The sequence below is a fragment of the Cupriavidus lacunae genome, assembly GCF_003353055.1.
Lineage (GTDB): Bacteria > Pseudomonadota > Gammaproteobacteria > Burkholderiales > Burkholderiaceae > Cupriavidus > Cupriavidus lacunae.
This window is the reverse complement of sequence record NZ_QKWJ01000037.1, coordinates 44,767-63,641: the sequence shown is the minus strand read 5'-3', so window position 1 is coordinate 63,641 and position 18,875 is coordinate 44,767. Positions and strand designations below refer to the sequence as shown.

The 18,875-nt window shown below is 62.4% G+C and carries 16 protein-coding genes and 3 pseudogenes; 9 read left to right on the top strand and 10 right to left on the bottom strand.

All coding sequences use genetic code 11. The features are described from left to right. The 5 genes and pseudogenes from DN412_RS25015 to DN412_RS24995 form a co-directional block, all read right to left on the bottom strand. Positions 1 to 219 (bottom strand): annotated as a pseudogene (locus DN412_RS25015) (efflux RND transporter periplasmic adaptor subunit); the annotation flags it as partial. A gap of 373 nt (positions 220 to 592) precedes the next feature. Then, positions 593 to 1,240, bottom strand: coding sequence for a hypothetical protein (locus DN412_RS25010; RefSeq protein ID WP_208647655.1), 648 nt, complete (start codon positions 1,238 to 1,240; stop codon positions 593 to 595). A gap of 2 nt (positions 1,241 to 1,242) precedes the next feature. Continuing rightward, positions 1,243 to 1,920, bottom strand: coding sequence for a VIT1/CCC1 transporter family protein (locus DN412_RS25005; RefSeq protein ID WP_115214037.1), 678 nt, complete (start codon positions 1,918 to 1,920; stop codon positions 1,243 to 1,245). A 47-nt stretch (positions 1,921 to 1,967) separates the two neighbouring features. Then, positions 1,968 to 2,321, bottom strand: coding sequence for a hypothetical protein (locus DN412_RS25000; protein WP_115214036.1), 354 nt, complete (start codon positions 2,319 to 2,321; stop codon positions 1,968 to 1,970). A 131-nt stretch (positions 2,322 to 2,452) separates the two neighbouring features. Further along, positions 2,453 to 2,782 (bottom strand): hypothetical protein, encoded by a 330-nt coding sequence (locus tag DN412_RS24995; protein WP_115214035.1) that lies wholly within the window; start codon positions 2,780 to 2,782, stop codon positions 2,453 to 2,455. A 239-nt stretch (positions 2,783 to 3,021) separates the two neighbouring features. On the opposite strand from DN412_RS24995, the gene DN412_RS24990 reads away from it, so the two are divergent. Together DN412_RS24990 and DN412_RS24985 are read left to right on the top strand one after the other, a co-directional pair. Next, complete coding sequence (locus tag DN412_RS24990; protein WP_115214034.1) at positions 3,022 to 4,752, top strand: SulP family inorganic anion transporter; 1,731 nt, start codon at positions 3,022 to 3,024, stop codon at positions 4,750 to 4,752. Positions 4,753 to 4,829: 77 nt separating this feature from the next. Further along, the gene (locus tag DN412_RS24985) at positions 4,830 to 5,231 is read left to right on the top strand and encodes a hypothetical protein (protein WP_115214033.1); all 402 of its coding nucleotides are present in this window, start codon (positions 4,830 to 4,832) and stop codon (positions 5,229 to 5,231) included. 8 nt (positions 5,232 to 5,239) lie between these two features. On the opposite strand, the gene DN412_RS24980 is transcribed toward DN412_RS24985, so the two are convergent. Then, the gene (locus tag DN412_RS24980) at positions 5,240 to 5,785 is read right to left on the bottom strand and encodes a polyphosphate kinase 2 family protein (RefSeq protein WP_115214032.1); all 546 of its coding nucleotides are present in this window, start codon (positions 5,783 to 5,785) and stop codon (positions 5,240 to 5,242) included. Positions 5,786 to 6,054: 269 nt separating this feature from the next. On the opposite strand from DN412_RS24980, the gene DN412_RS24975 reads away from it, so the two are divergent. From DN412_RS24975 to fabI, 5 genes are all read left to right on the top strand, one after another. Then, positions 6,055 to 7,077 (top strand): hypothetical protein, encoded by a 1,023-nt coding sequence (locus tag DN412_RS24975; RefSeq protein WP_115214031.1) that lies wholly within the window; start codon positions 6,055 to 6,057, stop codon positions 7,075 to 7,077. 470 nt (positions 7,078 to 7,547) lie between these two features. Beyond that, the gene (locus DN412_RS24970) at positions 7,548 to 9,869 is read left to right on the top strand and encodes a DUF3141 domain-containing protein (protein WP_115214030.1); all 2,322 of its coding nucleotides are present in this window, start codon (positions 7,548 to 7,550) and stop codon (positions 9,867 to 9,869) included. Between the two features lie 48 nt (positions 9,870 to 9,917). Next, positions 9,918 to 10,874: a phosphate acetyltransferase gene (locus tag DN412_RS24965; RefSeq protein ID WP_425267447.1), complete on the top strand. Its 957-nt coding sequence runs from the start codon at positions 9,918 to 9,920 to the stop codon at positions 10,872 to 10,874. A gap of 4 nt (positions 10,875 to 10,878) precedes the next feature. Continuing rightward, entirely contained in the window at positions 10,879 to 12,069 is a 1,191-nt protein-coding gene (locus tag DN412_RS24960; RefSeq protein WP_115214029.1) for an acetate/propionate family kinase, read from the top strand. Positions 12,070 to 12,146: 77 nt separating this feature from the next. After that, positions 12,147 to 12,929, top strand: coding sequence for an enoyl-ACP reductase FabI (gene fabI / locus DN412_RS24955; protein ID WP_115214028.1), 783 nt, complete (start codon positions 12,147 to 12,149; stop codon positions 12,927 to 12,929). A gap of 177 nt (positions 12,930 to 13,106) precedes the next feature. Here the strand turns inward: fabI and DN412_RS24950 are convergent, their stop codons facing one another. Next, positions 13,107 to 13,643, bottom strand: coding sequence for a GNAT family N-acetyltransferase (locus DN412_RS24950; protein ID WP_115214027.1), 537 nt, complete (start codon positions 13,641 to 13,643; stop codon positions 13,107 to 13,109). Between the two features lie 373 nt (positions 13,644 to 14,016). After that, complete coding sequence (locus DN412_RS24945) at positions 14,017 to 15,144, bottom strand: hypothetical protein (protein WP_244222775.1); 1,128 nt, start codon at positions 15,142 to 15,144, stop codon at positions 14,017 to 14,019. A 360-nt stretch (positions 15,145 to 15,504) separates the two neighbouring features. Here DN412_RS24945 and DN412_RS43485 point away from each other — a divergent pair, with 360 nt between their 5' ends. Next, positions 15,505 to 15,654, top strand: coding sequence for a hypothetical protein (locus tag DN412_RS43485; RefSeq protein ID WP_161564041.1), 150 nt, complete (start codon positions 15,505 to 15,507; stop codon positions 15,652 to 15,654). Between the two features lie 8 nt (positions 15,655 to 15,662). Further along, complete coding sequence (locus tag DN412_RS24940) at positions 15,663 to 16,817, top strand: hypothetical protein (RefSeq protein ID WP_115214026.1); 1,155 nt, start codon at positions 15,663 to 15,665, stop codon at positions 16,815 to 16,817. A gap of 110 nt (positions 16,818 to 16,927) precedes the next feature. On the opposite strand, the pseudogene DN412_RS44665 reads toward DN412_RS24940, so the two are convergent. Continuing rightward, positions 16,928 to 17,014: pseudogene (locus DN412_RS44665) on the bottom strand (integrase); the annotation flags it as partial. 187 nt (positions 17,015 to 17,201) lie between these two features. After that, a pseudogene (locus DN412_RS24930) lies at positions 17,202 to 18,809 on the bottom strand (bifunctional aspartate transaminase/aspartate 4-decarboxylase). Positions 18,810 to 18,875: the final 66 nt, after the last annotated feature.

Sequence of the window (18,875 nt, the reverse complement as noted above, 5' to 3'; positions counted from 1 at the left end):
GCGCTGGTCCAGGAAGCCATTGACCCGGGCCCGGATCTCCACCTGCTGCGAACTTTGCGTCTGGCCGACAAAGTCGTAGACGATGGGCACGTCGCGCAGCGCCACGGTGATCACGCCGACTTCAGCGGCTGGCGGCGCGGAGGTGGCGGGCTTCTCCTTGCTGCAGCCAGGGGCAAGCAGGACCGGAAGCAGGCAGAGTGTGCACTGCCAGTTGAGTATTGTTCTCACAGTGACCTCCTACCGCGCGAAAACCGTGGCCGTATCAGCCAGCCCGGAAGGCCACCACCGGTGCAGATGCAGCCGCGCCCTTGTGCCATTGCCGCGCCGTGGCCAAGGCGCTGCTCGCCCGCCGAACGGGGCTGGCGCTGCTGGCCAGCCGGCCGCCGCTCAAATCGCTATTGGTCTGCACGGGCTCCCAGCCGTTGGAAGTATGCCTTTGCCAGCCACCGTCGGTGGTGTGCTAGCACACATTGCCGTCGTGGCCCCCATAGACGCCGCCATAATTTCACGCCACTGCCATTTCGCAAACAGCCCACAATGGTCCCAAGCTTTATAGAGTGGGGTGCATTTCCGTAGCAAGGAAGCACAAGCCTCAGTAACTGAACGCTACGGCAACCACAATGACCTGATCGTGCGACGACGGGTTGAACCAGTACACCGCGGCAGAGAGATATTTCCCTTTTGCTTGCGCAAAGGCACCACGCTGCAGGTTACGGCTGTTGCCATATACGCGCGTGCGCTGCGCAACGAGACCCACGCGGAACCAGTCGACCGGCCGGAGCGCGAATTCGCTCCACGCGTAGATATAGCCCGATGGGGATGCATCCGGCACATACTCGAGTTCAACATAGGCGTCCGCGCGCGGGCCTGTCACCGTGGCCTCGAAGCCGCCCACCACACTGTGCGTGCTGCCCGTGACCACCCCCAGGAGCGGCGTGACTTCGAATCGTACGGTATTGCCTGCGGCGAAGTTGTACCCGATGAACAATGAATATGCATCCATGCCTTCATAGTTCGTTCGTGCTTCCAGGTGAAAGGCGCCGCGATTGGCGGTGGCGATTCCAGTGACGTAGGCGTCATCGCCACGCGGCAGGTTGAGATAGGCCGAGACCGCTCCGTGCCAGCCAGGCGTTTCAGGCGGCGGTGGCTGGTCTTCGCTTTCAGCCGCTGCACACGCTTGCGACGCGACGAAGCATGCTGCCAGCAGGAGGCGGGGCGCTGCACGCCGGGCGGCCCGCATGCTCAGCCGCCCAGGAGGACGATGGCCACGGTCAGCGCGATACCCAGTACCGTCATGGCAAGGCCTGCGATCCAGCCGCGAAAGCCGGCATGGCGCCCGAGGGCAACGCCGGCGGCGAACAACAGCACAATGGTCAGGGCGCGCGATACGAGGAGCGCGGTCGATACCTCGCGGAACACGACAAAGGGAAGGGCGACAGGAAAGGTGGCGAGCACGACGATCAGGAAGATACCGGCTGCCGCCAGGAAATCCTGGGGCCCCAGCGCAGGCTTGTCGGGCAAATCGTGCGCCTTTGCGAGACGGCTGCGGATTGATTCCAGTTCTGCATCGTCCACTAATGCCTGCCAGGCCGGGGAGAGCGCGTCGCGCAGGCTCGAGACGGCGACCGACGGGTCCTTTGCATTTCGCACGGCCTGCGCCAGTGACAGTCTGCGCCCCCGTTCGGTCAGGGTTCGCACGAGGTACATGACGGCATCGACAAGCCCCCACGCAAGGTTGCAGCCGAGTGCAGTATGCAGCATGGTGCGGCCCGCATCTTGCGGGGCTGTGACTGCCGATACCGCCCCGACGAAGGTCAGCGCCATGAAGAGGCCGAAGCACATCTCGGAAACCCGGTCGATCGTATCGAGCAGGCGGGGACGCACGATAATGGGATGAGGATTGATCGAAGTGGAAAGCATTTTGCATGGGCCGCTGAAGGTTCCGGTGCCAGACCTGCGTCTTTCATTCAATGCGTGCAATTGGCGCGGTAGGTTTCCTCCAATGACTTGCGGGTCTGGTCGCGCTCGATCTTGGGAATGGTGCGCCCCTGCGCGTTCTGCGTTGCCGGCCCGGACGACCGGTACGTCCGTTGTTTCGAGGTGGCGTTGTATTGCTCCTTCAGGGCCTCGCACTTCGCGCGAATGGCCTCATCCGGACTCGCAGCGTCGGCGGACGGAGGACGATAGGGACTGGAGCCCTCCTGTACGGCATCGGATATGGCATTGGCGGCACCCTGGCCAGGCGCGGGCTGTGCCAGGCCGGCAGCGGCAAAACCCAGCGCCATCAGGCTCGCCAGCATGGATTTTCGGGACATCCGCATACGCTCTCCGTTGAGTGACGATGCTGCTGGCGTGCTCAAGCTGCCTGATCCGGCACGCCCGGCGCGGACAAGAGTAAGGCTAGTCATGCCCGCACGTATGTCAAATCCGGAAGGCGTGCCGCGTTGCTGAATCACTGCAGCCGCCGCCCGAGCGTCTCCGGCACCATGGCCAGCCCAAGCAGGGAGACCAGGCCGCAGCCGATCAGATAGAACGCCGGAGCTTGGTATGGCCTGGTGGCGCCGGCCGGGACGCCCAAGGACATCGTCGCGCTGCTGGGCAAGGAAATATGGTCGCTCTGGTGCGCCAGGGTGCTGCTCTTGGACACATGGTCATCGCCGGCGAGAGCGATCACGCCGCGCAGGGGCGCCGTGCCGGCCAGGTTGGCGTCCTCGTTGACGCCGGGCTTGAAGGCGACCGTTGGTTTGACTAACGGGGACGACCTCTTTGCATTTTGGGACAATCGGGGAAAACGAGAGGTTCGTTGTGGGGGGCGAAATCCTGCGCACCTGCCCGGATCTGGATGCGTCACTGTTCTTCGACGCCAACGAGATTCGGGGCGATCGCAGCATCGGAGGTGCCTGATGGCACCGCGGCACCCTAGTTCACGGCAATCCGATTCATTTTCTTTACTTTGACCCTTCGCTGTTTAGTGGAAGCGCCACCTCCTATAGTCGATACATGACGACGAGATGATCACTCATGCAGCCTCAGAACCTGACCCCTGCCGCGGAGCGAGACGTCACCAAGGTGCCCAGGTGGCTGCACTGGCTTCCCGGGATCCTGGTGCTGAGGTCATATCAGCCAGGCTGGCTGCCTCGCGATCTGGCCGCCGGCCTGGTGCTGACCACCATGCTGGTGCCGGTCGGCATCGCCTACGCGGAAGCCTCCGGCGTGCCCGGCGTCTACGGGCTCTACGCCACCATGATCCCGCTGCTGGTATATGCCGTGTTCGGCCCCAGCCGGATCCTGGTGCTGGGGCCGGATTCGGCCCTGGCCGCGCCGATCCTGGCCGTGGTGCTGCAGGTATCCGGCGGCGATCCGGCGCGTGCCATCATGGTGGCCAGCATGATGGCGGTCGTCTCGGGCCTGGTCTGCATTGTGATGGGGTTGCTGCGCCTGGGCTTCATCACCGAGCTGCTGTCCAAGCCGATCCGCTATGGGTATATGAACGGTATCGCGTTTACCGTGTTGGTCAGCCAACTGCCGAAGCTGTTTGCCATCTCGGTCGAAGACGCCGGCCCGTTGCGCGAGTTGCTCAGCCTCGGCCAGGCGATCCTGGCCGGGAAGACCAACTGGTACAGCTTCGCGGTCGGCGCAGGCAGCCTGGTGCTGATCCTGGCCCTGAAGCGCTTCGAGCGGATTCCCGGCATCCTGATTGCCGTGATCATCGCCACGCTGGCCGTCAGCGTGTTCCAGCTGGACCAGGCCGGCGTGAAGGTGCTGGGCACGACCCCGCAAGGCCTGCCGGGCTTTGTCGTGCCCTGGGTGAGCGGCACTGACCTGGTGAAGATCCTGCTGGGCGCGTGTGCCGTGGCGCTGATCGCGTTCGCGGATACCAGCGTGCTGTCGCGCACCTATGCCGCACGCACCAAGACACGCGTCGACCCAAACCAGGAAATGGTCGGGCTGGGCGCCGCCAACTTGGCCGCGGGCTTCTTCCAAGGCTTTCCGATCAGCAGCAGCGCCTCGCGTACGCCGGTGGCCGAAGCCGCGGGCTCCAAGAGCCAGCTCACCGGCGTGGTGGGCGCGCTGGCCGTGGCGGCGCTGCTGATGTTCGCGCCCAACCTGCTGCGGTACCTGCCCAGCAGCGCACTGGCGGCGGTGGTCATCGCGGCGGCTATCGGCCTGTTCGAGATCGCCGACCTGAAGCGCATCTACCGCATCCAGCAGTGGGAATTCTGGCTTTCCATGGTGTGCTTTGCCGGGGTCGCCGTGTTCGGGGCTATCCCGGGGATCTTCCTAGCCGTGGTGATCGCGGTCATCGAATTCCTGTGGGACGGCTGGCGCCCGCACTATGCCGTGCTCGGCCGCGTCGAAGGCCTGCGCGGGTACCATGACATCAAGCGCTACCCGGACGCGCGGCGCATTGACGGACTGCTGCTGTTCCGCTGGGATGCGCCGCTGTTCTTTGCCAATGCAGAGCTGTTCCAGCAGCGCCTGCTGGAAGCGGTCGAAGAATCGCCGACGCCGGTGCGCAGGGTCGTGGTGGCGGCCGAGCCGGTGACCAGTGTCGATGTCACCTCAGCCGATATGCTGCGCGAACTGAGCGGGATGCTGCGCGAGCGCGGCATCGCCCTGCATTTTGCCGAGATGAAGGATCCGGTGCGCGACAAGCTCAGGCGTTTCGAGCTGATGGAAGCGATCGGCGACAACAGCTTCCATCCCACCGTTGGCAGCGCGGTGGATGACTATCTCGGCAAACCAGCCTGATGCCACGTCGTCCGGGCCGGGTACACCGCGCGCCGGCTATTCCAGACGGCTCGAAGCACCATTGCGGAGGTATCGACATGAACAGGCGAAACAGGATTGTGCACGCGCTTGCATGCGTATTCGCATGCCTTGCCGGTCCCATGTCGGCAGGGCCGGCCGTTGCCTACTTTGACCACTACCTTCAGGGTACCGTCGTCGGCACGCTCACACAGGATCAACTTGCTGTGTTGACGGATGTCTTTCGTAAGACGCTGGAGCAGGGCGCCGATGGGGTCCGCGTGCCGTTCACGCTGCCGCCTGATGCGCGGCAGCGCCGGGTAGAAGGGTCTTTCACGCCATTGCGGTCCCGGCAGGACCGTGGCGACCGATGCCGGCAGCTGCGCAGCGAATTCCGCCGTGCTGGCGAAACCGAAGCCTGGACTGGGTGGTACTGCAAGGAGAAAGACGGCAACTGGAAGTCGCGCAAGCTGCCGAAGTAATCGCCCGGCTAGTATCGCTCTTCCACATACCGGTAAGGATAGCTGGGCTCCCGATATTCTCCCCGCTTCTGCCTGGCAGGCAGCTTGACCGGCTTGCGTTCGATGGCCTTGTACGGGATCTGTCCCAGCATGTGCGTGATGATGTTCAGGCGCGCCCGGCCCTTGTCATTGGAGTTGACCACATGCCACGGGGCATAGTCGCTGTCGGAGGCGGCAAACATGGCGTCGCGCGCGCGTGAATAGTCGTACCAGCGGCTGTATGAGCGCAAGTCCATGTTGGTAAGCTTCCATATCTTGATGGCCTTGACAGTACCGCCCTTGCCGGCACCGTCGCGGCCTTCGAATACCACGCAGACCTTGGTGCCGCTCGTCTGCACCCATTGCTGCAGCTTGACGAGTTCGACATGCAGGGGGAAGAGTTCCTTCCGATAGGCCTTCTCCGCCATACGCTCGCGCGCCTGCGGTTCCGGTTCCTTCCCGCGGCTTTCATCGCTCGGCAGCGGCGCTGTCTCGCTCCAGTTCTTGTCCTGGCGCTTCTCTTTCTTCTTGGTCATGATTCTTCTACATTGTTCTTGCGTTCCAGTGCCTTGCGGGAGGTCAGGCTTTCAACTTCGCGATCTTGGTGTCATTCAGCGACAGATCGGGGCGCACACAGGGCTCACCTTTAACAATAGCAACAGAATTGCGGGGGAAAACCTGATGTCATTGATTCAACTCGGACATTCTGCTCTGACGGGAAGCGGACATGGTGAATAGGCTTGCCCGCAGTTGACCGGCAAAAATACGCTGGGGTGATGGAATCGCGCCCCGGAGGGGCTGTGCAATGAAGATCGTGAACTGGCTGCGCCATCGCGGATCGCATCCGGACGGGGCTGGCAGGCAAGAGCTTGCCGCACTGGCGGAGCGCGTGACCAGGCTGTGTCCGTACGTGCGGCTGGTGCCCGGCTACCGCAAGCAGCTTGCGCCGGCGCTGGCCGTCGCACAGCGGTACCTGCGCAATGTTGTTGCTGGCTTGCCGGCGCCATCCGTGGTGAGCGCGGCGGCGTGGGACGGCGACCCCTACATCCATGCATTCTTTGGCACAGCACAGGATGTCATGCCGGCTTTCAGCCGGTCGTCAGATCTGCGCGACTATTTCAGTCGCTCGGTGTCGGCGCCCGAGGCCTATGCCGTGCTGGGGATGGAGAAACATGAACGGCGCACGCTGGGCGTCGCGCTGGAAGGGGATGTCATGCGCTCAGAGGTGCCCCAGACCACGATCAGCTTCAGCGACCATCGGGTCAGGATCTGCGCAGCGAGCGAAGCGGCGCTGCGTGACGAAATCGCATGGCGCATGCTGGACCAGCTCGCGCTGCAGGCGCTGGCCCATGTCGCTAGCGGCAAGTCCCGCCGCGACCTCATCGAGCGCGAGCAGGTGCTGCTGACAACACGCCTGCATCTGCTTGAGAAGCAGGGTGTTGGCATGCGCCACGTTCTCGGTGACGGCGACGACGCAGACGCCGGCGAGGCCGCGCGGCTGCGCGAGCAGGTGGCACAGAACGGAACGGCGCTCGCCGGTGCGGCGAGCGGCCGGGCAGGCATGCCGGAGCGCCAACTGCAGGCTTTGGTGGACGTGCTCTCGCATGCGGATGCCAGCTTCTCGGTGAAACGGGAGCAGGTTCGCCTGAGCCGCGTGAATGTCGTGCTGGCACCGGACAGTGCTGCGCTTGGCGAGGATCTGGAGCTGATGACCGCACGTATCCCGGGGGATCCGCCGCTGGTTCGCACCTTTGCACTGGTTTGCGTGGCCCGGGCAGGGATGTTGTCGCCCATGCAATTGCTCGATGACGCTGCGCGCATGCTGTAGGGCATGGCAAATGCTGGCATGCACATGCCGGTAGGCTGCTTTGCCATCCGGCGTGGGCCTGCCGCCAGTTCCTCTGACGCAAACGCGTGTTCGGTTGCCGCAACTTGTGGGACTGTGCATCACCAGTGTCGGTTGAAAGTATTTCTTATTGCGCGATTGGAAAAATTTCTTATCTGCTGCGGGCGGCTTCCGCTAGAGTTGGTCAGAGCAGGGATGCGACGCACATCGCGGGACGGCTGTCGGTCAGTCGCCTGACTCAGGCATCTAGGCGAGCCGGCCAGGCAAGAATCGGACGCCTATACATTCTCCGGGGCATTGCCGTAGCCTCTGGCAAATAGCGGCGCGGGAAAGGGCCAAGCCCCTCGGTGCATGGGGCTGTTTTCCTGCGCCTGGTCAATGAAGTGCCGCCGTAGTGATTCGGCTGCGGCTTTCCTGGTCAGCTTGTGCGGGATTCTGAGTCGGAGGAAGGCATGGATGCAGCAAAGCAACTGGCGCACGCGCGCGAAGTGGGCATCAAGACTGGCATGGTCCTGCAAAAGCGCCTGAGGAATGCGCAAGAGAGCTACAGTCATCGTGTACAGGAGACCATCGGCGGCGCGGCCACGGGGCCGGCGACCTCGTTGGCCGGCATGGACGCGATGAGCGGCTATGCCTATGCCGTCGACAGCATGCAGCGTGCCCTCCTGTTCTGGGACACGCTCAGGCAGCGGGGCAACAACTTTGTTGAAAACGCGATGCAGGGCCTCAAGCCGGTCCTGCATTTCGACTACGAGACGGAGTTGGATGGCCGCCAGTTCGCGCGACCTGTCAACTATGCGCTGCTGAAGATCAAGCCGCCCGATGGCGTGACGATCGATGACAGCCGCCGTCCCTATGTCATCATCGATCCGCGCGCCGGCCACGGTCCCGGCATCGGCGGCTTCAAGGACGACTCGCAGGTGGGCGTGGCGATGCGGGCCGGCCACCCCGTCTATTTCGTCATCTTCTTCCGCGATCCCGAGCCGGGACAGACCCTACTCGACGTGTGCGAGGCCGAGCAGCAGTTCATCAAAAAGGTGCGCGCGCTGCATCCGCACAGCGCCAAGCCTGCGATCATCGGCAATTGCCAGGGCGGCTGGGCCGCCATGATGCTCGGCGCATCGGACCCGGACGACAGCGGGCCGATCGTCATCAACGGGGCGCCTATGTCGTACTGGAGCGGCGCCTGGAGCGAGGGCGAAGGCGACAACCCGATGCGCTATTCCGGAGGGCTCCTGGGTGGGACGTGGCTGGCCTCGTTCACGGCGGACCTCGGCAACGGCAAGTTCGACGGCGCCTGGCTGGTCCAGAATTTCGAGAACCTGAATCCGGCCAACAGCCTCTGGGACAAGTATTACAACCTGTACAAGAAGGCCGATACCGAGCCGCCGCGCTTCCTGGAGTTCGAGCGTTGGTGGGGCGGCTACTACCTGATGAACCGCGAAGAGATCGAGTGGATCACGCAAAACCTGTTCGTCGGCAACAAGCTCTGGAGCGGTGACGTCAAGGGGGCCGGCGGCAAGGCGTTCGACCTGCGCGAAATCCGGTCGCCGATCGTGCTGTTTGCCTCGATGGGCGACAATATCACCCCGCCGCAGCAAGCCTTCAACTGGGTGGTCGATGTCTATGGCAGTACCGAGGAGATAAAGGCCCGTGGCCAGGTGATCGTCGGCCTGATGCACCGGAGCGTCGGCCATCTCGGCATCTTTGTCTCCGGCAAGGTCGCGCAGAAGGAACATGCACAGATCGTATCCGTGCTAAAGAGCATTGAACTGTTGCCGCCCGGGCTCTACGGCATGATGCTTCATGAGCACAAGAGCGACGGTGGCGTGGAATACGAGGTCGAGTTCGAAGAACACTCGCTCGAGGAGATCGCCAGCAGGCTCAACCGCTTCGAGCGGGTCGACGAGAAGCCGTTCGAGGCTGTGGCCACGCTGTCGGACTTCAACCAGCGTGCCTACGAACTGTTTGCGCAGCCGTTCGTCCAGGCGATGTCGAACGAGATGACGGCGCGGGTCTTGCGTGAATTCCATCCGCTGCGCTTGCAGAACTGGATGTTCTCGGACTTGAATCCGTGGATGGCGTGGCTGAAGCCCGCCGCCGACGCGGTCAGAACGAGCCGGCAGGCACTGGCTCCGGACCATCCGCTGCGGCAGCAGGAACAGACGGGCGCGGAAATGTTCAGCGCCGGACTGGACGCTTACCGTGCCGTGCGCGATGCGATGACTGAGTACACCTTTTTCAACGTGTACGCCAATCTGTTCCCGTTTCTGTCGAAGGGCGAGCCCTCCGTCCGCGTGAGCACACCGGTGACCACTACGCCGCGGGATCTGCCGGAAGTCAAGGCCGCGCTCGCCTCGGTGGGGCAGGGCGGATACGCCGAAGCTCTTGCCCGGCTGGCCTGCCTGCTGAACCGCAAGGGCGAGCCATTGCCGCTGTCCAGGCTGGAGCTGCGCAAGGAACTCGTCACGGACTACGCGGACTTGCTGCCGGAACTGGCGCCGCACGCCTGGCGCAAGATCCGCGGCCAGCAGGAACTCATCACGCGGTACGCACCCGAGCAGGCGCTCGAGACGCTGCCGGCCTTGCTCAGGCATCAGGCAGACCGCCAGCGGCTGCATGCACTGGCCGAAAAGCTGCGTACCGACGAGCGCCTGCTTGGCGCCAATCCGACCGCGGAGCAGGCGGCGATGCTGGAGCGGATCCGCGCGGTGCTGGGATCCGGGCCGGAACGTGTCCGCGGCGCTGCCGTGCCGCTCACCCGGGCATCCTAGCGCGATGTGCCGGGGCGCCCCTACGGCAGTGCAGTGGGACGGATGACCATGATGGAGGAGCAAGCCGTGAACGCCAAGCATGAGAAGTACCAGCGGCTGATTGATTACTGCAGGGCCATGCCACCCACCCCTACCGCGGTGGCCCATCCATGCGACCAGGCGTCGCTGGAGGGCGCGGTCGAGGCGGCACGGCTGGGCCTGATTGCGCCGATCCTCGTCGGTCCACGCAGCCGCATCGAGGATGTCGCGCGTACCAGCGGCATCGACATCAGCGAGTATCCGATCGTCGAGGCCGCGCATAGCCACGCGGCGGCGGCCGCCGCCGTGCATCTGGTGCGCGAAGGCAAGGCCGAAGCCCTGATGAAAGGCAGCCTGCACACCGACGAACTGATGGGGGCCGTCGTCAAGGGCGACAGCGGCTTGCGCACGGCCCGGCGCATCAGCCACTGCTTCGTGATGGATGTGCCGGGGCACGAGGATGCGCTGATCGTGACCGACGCCGCCGTTAATATCGCCCCCACGCTGGCCGAGAAGGCCGACATCCTCCAGAACGCGATCGATCTGGCCCACGCCTTGCAGGTGAAGGAGGTCCGGGTGGCGATCCTGTCGGCGATGGAGACCGTTAACCCGAAGCTGCCGTCCACCATCGACGCCGCCGCGTTGTGCAAGATGGTAGATCGCCACCAGATCACCGGCGCGGTGGTCGACGGCCCGCTCGCACTGGACAATGCCATCAACCTGGATGCGGCACGGATCAAGAAAATTGATTCGCCGGTTGCCGGGCGTGCCAATGTATTGCTGGTGCCGGACCTGGACGCCGGCAACATGCTCGCCAAGAGCCTGACCTTCCTGGCTGGCGCCGATGCTGCGGGCATCGTGCTGGGCGCGCGGGTGCCCATCATCCTCACTAGCCGCGCCGACTCCGTGACGACACGGCTGGCGTCGTGCGCGGTGGCAGCGCTAGTGGCAAAGGCGCGCCGGGAGTCCGGCCTGGTGGCGGGGTGATGCCATGGCCGAGCTGATCCTGGTCCTGAATGCAGGGTCGTCGAGCATCAAGTACTGCGCTTACGATACCCATGAAGATGCTCTGAGACTCGTGCTGCGCGGCAGCATCGAAGGACTCTACACCTCGCCCGCGTTCCGCGCGACCGACGCCGCGGGTGCCGAGGTCGAGGCCAGGCAGTGGGGTGCCGGGACCGAGCTTGGGCACGAGGGCGCCATTGCCTTCCTGGCGGACTTCCTGCGCGGCCACGGGGAAGGGCATACGTTGTTCGCGGTGGGGCACAGGGTGGTGCACGGCGGGGTGCGCTTTACTCAGCCGGCAAGGGTGACCGATGCGCTGCTGGCGGAGCTGGACACGCTCTGCCCGCTCGCTCCCTTGCACCAGCCGCACAATCTCAAGCCGATCCGCATCCTCGCCGAGCGGCGCCCCGATCTGCCGCAGGTGGCCTGCTTCGACACGGCCTTCCACCGGGCGCAGCCGGAGGTGGCACAGGCATTCGCGTTGCCCGCGGAGGTGACCGGGCGTGGCGTCAGGCGCTATGGGTTCCATGGACTGTCCTACGAGTACATTGCGAGCGTCCTGCCGGGCGTCGACGCAGCTGCGGCTGCGGGCCGCACCGTCGTGGCCCACCTCGGCAACGGCAGCAGCATGTGTGCCCTGGTAGAGAGGCGCAGTGTGGCCAGCACCATGGGCTTCACCGCGGTGGATGGGCTGCCGATGGGAACGCGCTGCGGCAGCCTCGATCCGGGCGTGATCCTGTACCTGATCAGCGAGCTCGGCATGGATGCCCCGGCTATTGAGGATCTCATCTACCGAAAGTCCGGCCTGCTCGGCGTTTCCGGTCTTTCGAGCGATATGCGCGCGCTGCTCGCCAGCGACGATGCGCGCGCCCGCTTTGCCGTCGAGTTGTACACGTACCGCGTCGCGCGGGAGCTTGGCTCGCTGGCCGCCGCTGCGCAAGGGCTGGATGCGATGGTGTTCACCGCCGGCATTGGCGAGCATGCGGCGCAGATCCGCGAACGCGTGTGCCGACAGGCGGCATGGCTGGGGGTGAGCGTCGATCCTGCAGCAAACGCCAGCGACGGCCCGCGGATCAGCGCGGCGTCGGGGAGGGTCCCCGTCTGGGTCATCCCGACCGACGAGGAGTTGATGATTGCCAGGCATACCAGGGAGACCCTCGCGGCGCGCACGCCATGACGGCCACCGCGGCAGAGCAGCGATAGACATGGTCATTGGCGGCGCCACGGCAGCAACGAACCTTAAGGGAAAGTGACATGACACCCGGGAAACAACAGTCGATTCTCGCCAATACCAGGGCGCTTGTCTGCGGGATTGCCAATGAGCATTCCATTGCCTACGGCTGCGCCAAGGCCTTCCACGAGCTGGGGGCGGAGGTTGCCATCACCTATGCCAACGAAAAAGCCCGGCAGTATGTCGAACCGGTGGCGCAGGAGCTTGCCGCTCCCATCTTTCTTCCCCTGGATGTCTCCAGCCAGGCGGAAATGGATGCGTTGTTCGCGCAGATCCGGGACCAGTGGGGAAAGCTCGATATCCTGGTGCATTCGGTAGCCTGGGCTCCGAAAGACGACTTGCAGGGCGGCCTGCTCAACTGTTCTGCGGAAGGCTTTGCCAAGGCCATGGATGTGTCCTGCCATTCCTTCGTGCGCATGGCCCGCCTCGCGGCGCCACTAATGCGCGATGGTGGCACGATGTTCACCATGAGCTACCACGGCGCCAACAAAGTGGTGCCGAACTATAACGTCATGGGTCCGGTGAAAGCCGCGCTGGAGGCGGTGTCGCGCTACCTGGCGTATGAGCTTGGCCCGCAGGGCATCCGCGTGCATGCAATATCGCCGGGCCCGCTCCAGACCCGGGCCGCGTCGGGACTGAAAGGGTTCGACCTGATGCTCGCAGACGCAGTGCAGCGTGCCCCGCTTGGCGAACTGGTCGACATCATGGACGTGGGGTATACCTGCGCCTTCCTGGCCACGCCTTACGCCCGGCGGCTGTCAGGCGAAACGCTGTACGTGGATGGCGGCGTCAACATCATGGCGTGAGTGCCGCCACCGGCTGCTATACCCCGGTTTGCGTCCTCGTGATGGTGCAGAGCAGGCGTAATTCCGAGAATAGCTGTAAGTCACAGCGCTGTTTTTTTAAAACAGCCGATACGGACAGTTAGCATGGCGGGTAGCGGGCTCCACGGAGGCGCGTCCGCCAACTACCGCTCGACGGCGTTACAGCTTGAGGGTGACAACGCGCAGCGTGGCGTCGTCGGGACACGGTACATCGGCAAATCCCAACCGCCTCGCCAGTCGCCGCATGGAAGTATTCGACGACAGCACATAGCCTTCGATGCATCGATATCCGCGGCACCGGGCCACGTCGATCAGCACGCGCAGCAGGCGGCTGGCGAGGCCGAGCCCATGCCAGTCGTCGCTGACCGTCACGGCGAATTCGCAGGCGTCGCTGCCCGGCGCGGCAGCATACCGCGCGCCGCCCACAATGGACGGTGCGTCGGGTCCCATGGCTAGCGCCACCAGTGCGAACTCGCGCTCCGGCGATGGATGCGTGGCCTGCTCCAGCATCGCTTCGGGGAGTTGTTTCATGGCCGCCATGAAGCGGGTGTAACGCGCATCGGCGGAAAGCCGGCTAAATGCGGCCAGAAGACCTGTCTTGTCCTGTTCACCGATCTCTCGCACCAGGACCTCCCGTCCATCGCGCAAGGTCACGTTGAACGGCTCAAATGCTGTCGCGGCAGAGTTGTCTTGCATGGCAGACGGCGATGTAAGCGAAAGAGGGCGAGCGGCAGAGAATCATGGCTCGGGACACTTCATATTAGTTAGTTCTGCGAAGCTTTGCGCCACCGCTCCCACATCAGTGACTTTTGAGTCTCGGTGTAGTAGATCCGCCGTCTTTGTTTCATTTGCAGCACCCCTCAGGCTCGCAAAGCCTTTAGTGTGTTGCATCGACCGGTTGAATTCGCAACCTGCTTCCCGCCATGCAAATGGCCGAGTTTTGTGCCACCTTAGTCTTTCGGCTAGCGATCACGCTGGACAGATGCCACGCGGTCGAAGTGCTGGAGGAAGCCTTCCCAACGTACGGCCGGTATCCTTTACTTCATTTGCACCCCTTTGCCTGGCCCCGCTACTGGGCTGGGATGGTGATCAACGGCTGCGACTCCTTACCGCCGGTATCAGCCAACGTGAAGAACAACATGATGGCCGCGAGGGCGCGTTTTGTTGTCAGGTCGCCTTGATCAACCCAGAACCAGTGGTTACGGTACCGTACAGCGGCATACGGCTCCGCCGGCCTTTCCTTGCCACTGTGAATCCTGAGGGCGCCTTGTTGCATCTCTGCCGTGGTCGACGCAACCGCAGGCAGCGCACTGTGGTCTCTGATGTGTTCCTCCGGAACTTCCAGATAGCTGGCAAAGGCGCCCATGATTTGCAGCATCGAGCGGCTATTCACAGCTAGTTCGTCGTCTGCGCCGCGGGCGGGGGAATACCTGAGGAGGAACTCTTCCCTTGTCAGTGACATCTTGAGCAAGCGGCGGATCTCGGTCATCTTTTCCCCGATCTCGGCAGGCACGCCTTCACGCCGGAAGAGCACTACGGCGGTTGAACCTTTGCTTTTTTCATCCTCAACGCGCATCCCGAACGCGCCGGCGGCCTGCACGTCGCGCAGCAATGCGATGGCTCGCAGAAACGCCGGATCCGCCTCGCGCATCGCCCCTGCAGCCGTCGAGCGATTGCGCACGCCATTGAGCGACTCCACGGTCATGCTCAGCAGGAAATCTGCGGCATAGCCGCTCTGGAGCATGAAGAAGATGTTCTTGGGATCGATCGGTGCCATCAGCCCTTGCACAAACCGTTGCCCGGTCGCTGGCGTGTAGGTAATGGTGGGCCGGTCCGTATATACGCCTTGCACCCCTGCGGCGAGAAAATTGCCTTGCACCGTGTTGGCAGCGGAGACGGTGCCGTTCATAGACACACCAGTCTGCAACGAGTAACCACTGACAACCGACGCCACGTCTACAAAGACCGGCAGATCCATGTAGCGAAGCTTGACGATGTTCAGCAGCGTTTGCTGCTTCCAGGAGTCCGCAATCGCCGCGCTGTAGTCGAAACGGTCCGCAACGATGGTTGTGGGGCCGATAGACGTGCAGCCAGCGAGCAGCGCGAAAACCCCGAGCCACAGGCGGGGCCTCCGATTAGCCAGCCTTGCAAGGCGTAACGTGCTGCCAAGCATACTTTCTTGGTTTGAGGGTTCCATGGTCTTTGGTTCTTTTTGGGGGACCTCTTATTTGATCGCCAGACCCGCGCATGCGAGGCCATCCCGAGATATATGCCGCAATAAGCACTCAATGCGAAACCAAACTTCCTGACGACCTGCCTCGTGAAGACTATACGAATGCGATCTGGGGCCAGTTGGTGCAAGTTGTTGGCCCGCACCGGATTCGCACGAGGCGTCGTTAGCACCAACCTTCTCTGGAGGCAACGTTCCGCTTCACCTATGTACTCGCCTGCCTACACTAATTCGTAAGAAAGAAAAACGCGCCGCCCCTCCGTTTGCAGCCCGGTTCCGGCTGCGTGAGTGCCCCGTCGCCCTGGTTCTCTCTGAAGGGAGGATGCCATGCCCGAAACACGACGCGCCGCTAACGAAGTCGCGGCGAGCGCTCCGGTGGTCGGATGGCGCGCGGTGCTTCCCCCGGTCCAGTGGCTTTCCACCTATCAGCCGCAATGGCTGGCGCATGATGCCATCATGCTGCGTCCGAGGACGTGAGAGGAGAAATGAGGATTAAGCTAGCGGTTGGAATCATATTGATAGCCGTTCTATTGTCGGAAGGAGCAGTAGCCGCCGCCTTTGGCAACAAGGATGGATTCGAGCCCGCCAACATCGACGAGATCGCGAACCTCCTGCGCGACGATCCCTACGACCTGGAGCTGCTGATCAGCTTCGGTACCTCGAAGGGTGGATCGGCAGGCCATATTGCCTTGGCGATCCGCGACGATGTGCCTGGCGACGATCTGGTCTACTCTGCAAACTTCTACGCCGACCGGACTCGAGAGCATGAGAGGGGCTACTACACTACAAATCTGATGATTGGCATCCCGAAGAAAGAGTATCTGTTCAAGACTGTCTCCTCGGTCGCGGAGACGGCCGAATTTGGGCTCGACTTCGGTGAGGTCTACAAGCGCTCGGTCATCGGCGTGCGCGTCAACGGAGTACCGGCCAGCGATAAGCAGGCCCTGGCCGCTTACTTCAGACGCATCAATGATGATTATCACAGACGGGCCAGGAATACTGAGTATCACGCCGGCCAAATCAAGTACGATTACTTGCGCCTCAACTGCGCCAAGACCATTGGCGCTGCATTCAAGTTCGGAGCCGGATACAAAGACCTGAAGGTCACCGGCGCCAAGGTGCTGTCCGGGCGGAGGGTGGTGGCGGCCGCCACGGCCAACATCCCGACCGAGATGGCCATGAAACTCATCGAGGAGTGGGGCAAACGCGGGTACGGCATGGACGTGGTGCTGTACAAGAAGTATGGCGGCTCCACCTACGTCGATCCGCGCGCCGACAAAAAGGTGGCTTTCAAAGACTTGCCCAATCGTTTCCCGTCGGTCTTGTCCCTGGACTTCCGCAGAGAAGAAGGTGCCTACCGGGACTTCGACAATCTCTTCGCCATGTACCTCCTCTATAACCTCGGCAAATACAGTGTGCGGGTGAACGAGCGAAGCATGCTGCTTGAGATTGAGAAAGAAAAGGACCCCATGACATACCCCGAGGCAGCCAAGCTTGCCACCCGGAACGCCAGGTCGGACAGCGAAAATTTCCGCCGCCACATCTTGTTCCGGCCTCGCGGGACGAAGATCGGGGAAACTCCGGAAAACACGCACCTCTACAATTTCACAGACGATGGCACCAAGAAGACAACACCCTAGCGGGGGAACTGTCGGCTATCCGCATTGACCGGTCATGCGCTTTGCATTGCTCGCCCGTCCTCAGCGTCAGATGGCTGGGCGGAAGCCGACGTTCGAACACCTGACCGGTCGCGGGATCGGTGACGCGAGTGCGTGCCGTACGCCGTATCGTCAAGTCCGATGGATCTAACCCAGCGATGTACGATTCGAGAGTACTGCCCAGACCGATGGGTCCTCCTGTTAGCGCAGGACACGAATATGAGCACCACGGAATCTATGCAGGCGCGCGATCTGCCATGCCGGATCCCTCATTTTCGGCTGCGCGGAAGGGTTCTTCGCAGAATTCAAGTCCCCGGTGGGCTTGCCACCGGGGGAAGGTTTGCGAATGCGACGTACCTTCAATTCCTACTTTTTATTGTCCTTGTGCAGCTTCCCTCCCGACTTCCGGTAGCGCTCGAGATACTCGTTGCGCACGCAGCGACCAATCTTCACATAGTCTTCTTCATTGAGGTTGGCCAGCGAGACCCGCCCCGACGGGTGACGTGTACCGAATCCCTTGCCAGGCAGCAGTACCACGCCCGCCTCCTCGGCCAGGCGGAACAGCAGCTCGTGAGGCTGAATCGACTCAAGCAGCCATTTGACAAAATCCGGCCCGACTTCCTTGCTTTGCTGCTCGACATCGAGCAGCGTGTAATAGTCGACCACGTTTGAATCTACAGGCTCAGGGGCAGTACCCATGCCGCGATACAAGGCGGCCTTGCGGCTTCGGATCAGCCGCTTCATGGCGTTCTTGTAACTGTCTGCCGAGTCCATCAGGGAAAACAGAGAGAACAGCACCATCTGAACCTGCTTCGGAGTCGAAAGGCCCGACGTGTGATTGAGCGCAACGGTGCGGCTGTCCGCCACGATACGATCGATGAACAGCAGCTTTTCCGGTTCGGTAGTGATCGATGCGTAGCGATGGTTCAGGTCGTCCCGTTCAGCGTTTGGCAACTTCGAAATCATTTCATCGAAAAGATTCGACTTATGGGTCGCGATCACGCCCAGTCGCCAGCCGGTCGCGCCAAAGTACTTGGAGAACGAATACACCAGGATGGTGTTCTTTGGGCACATCGCAAACAGCGACACAAAGTTGTCGGCAAAGGTGCCATATACGTCATCGGTCAGGACTATCAGATCCGGACGCTCTTTGACGATAGAAGCGAGATAGTTCAAGCTCTCGTCGCTCATTCGGACGGAGGGTGGATTGCTCGGGTTCACCAGGAAGAAGGCCTTGACCTTCGGATCGCGCAGCTTGTCCAGTTCCTTCCTGGGATATTGCCAGCCATCGGCGGGGTCGGCGTTGATCGTCAGTTCGGTCAGGTGATATTCCTTCAGCTCCGGAATCTCGATATATGGCGTGAAGATGGGCATGCCCAATGCGATCGTGTCACCGGACTTGAGCAGGTGGTTGACACGCATCGAATTGAACAGATACGTCATGGCGGCGGTACCGCCCTCGACCGCGTACAAGTCAAAATCGCCCAGGAACGGATGCGTGCCGATCATTTCCTTGCGAATGTATTGCTTGACGATTTTTTCGCTGACCCTGAGCATGCGATCCGGCACCGGATAGTTGCAGGCCAGAATGCCTTCACACATCTCGTAGAGGAAATCGCCGCCATCCAGGCCGAGCTGGTCTCGCACGAAAGAGACGGCGCCCGCCAGGAACTTGACCCCTGGGGTGTCGCGGTGATAACGGGTGAAGAGATCGAAGCGTTCCTCGATGCCAGCTCTGCGGGGAAACCCGCCGACGCCTTCCGCGAGGTAAGAAAATGACCGTTCGGATTCCGTCATGGCAAACAGCCCAAGCTACCAGAAGCCGTGACGTGGAACGGTTGCGAGGAAGTTCGGATTGCCGCGTCCGGCGTTAAGCATTAACCGGTTCGAGACGCTCCCGGCCAGTTTGATTAGCTCATCCTTGAGTTCAAAAGGCGAGAGACTCCCCAACTTTGACGGATCGGGCTTACTCATGGCGCATACCCCTCAAAAGAAAATGGTGCATGACGAAAATTCTGGAGTCCGTGCACCACGGACTCC

What these genes read in the sequence shown, in the direction of transcription:
- DN412_RS24990 (WP_115214034.1), top strand. Translation starts at nt 3,022, where the DNA reads ATGCAGCCTCAGAACCTGACCCCTGCCGCGGAGCGAGACGTCACCAAG.
- DN412_RS25010 (WP_208647655.1), bottom strand. Translation starts at nt 1,240, where the DNA reads ATGCGGGCCGCCCGGCGTGCAGCGCCCCGCCTCCTGCTGGCAGCATGC.
- DN412_RS24940 (WP_115214026.1), top strand. Translation starts at nt 15,663, where the DNA reads ATGAGGATTAAGCTAGCGGTTGGAATCATATTGATAGCCGTTCTATTG.
- DN412_RS24985 (WP_115214033.1), top strand. Translation starts at nt 4,830, where the DNA reads ATGAACAGGCGAAACAGGATTGTGCACGCGCTTGCATGCGTATTCGCA.
- DN412_RS24970 (WP_115214030.1), top strand. Translation starts at nt 7,548, where the DNA reads ATGGATGCAGCAAAGCAACTGGCGCACGCGCGCGAAGTGGGCATCAAG.
- DN412_RS24950 (WP_115214027.1), bottom strand. Translation starts at nt 13,643, where the DNA reads ATGCAAGACAACTCTGCCGCGACAGCATTTGAGCCGTTCAACGTGACC.
- DN412_RS25000 (WP_115214036.1), bottom strand. Translation starts at nt 2,321, where the DNA reads ATGCGGATGTCCCGAAAATCCATGCTGGCGAGCCTGATGGCGCTGGGT.
- fabI (WP_115214028.1), top strand. Translation starts at nt 12,147, where the DNA reads ATGACACCCGGGAAACAACAGTCGATTCTCGCCAATACCAGGGCGCTT.
- DN412_RS24975 (WP_115214031.1), top strand. Translation starts at nt 6,055, where the DNA reads ATGAAGATCGTGAACTGGCTGCGCCATCGCGGATCGCATCCGGACGGG.
- DN412_RS24980 (WP_115214032.1), bottom strand. Translation starts at nt 5,785, where the DNA reads ATGACCAAGAAGAAAGAGAAGCGCCAGGACAAGAACTGGAGCGAGACA.
- DN412_RS24945 (WP_244222775.1), bottom strand. Translation starts at nt 15,144, where the DNA reads ATGGAACCCTCAAACCAAGAAAGTATGCTTGGCAGCACGTTACGCCTT.
- DN412_RS43485 (WP_161564041.1), top strand. Translation starts at nt 15,505, where the DNA reads ATGCCCGAAACACGACGCGCCGCTAACGAAGTCGCGGCGAGCGCTCCG.
- DN412_RS25005 (WP_115214037.1), bottom strand. Translation starts at nt 1,920, where the DNA reads ATGCTTTCCACTTCGATCAATCCTCATCCCATTATCGTGCGTCCCCGC.
- DN412_RS24960 (WP_115214029.1), top strand. Translation starts at nt 10,879, where the DNA reads ATGGCCGAGCTGATCCTGGTCCTGAATGCAGGGTCGTCGAGCATCAAG.
- DN412_RS24965 (WP_425267447.1), top strand. Translation starts at nt 9,918, where the DNA reads ATGATGGAGGAGCAAGCCGTGAACGCCAAGCATGAGAAGTACCAGCGG.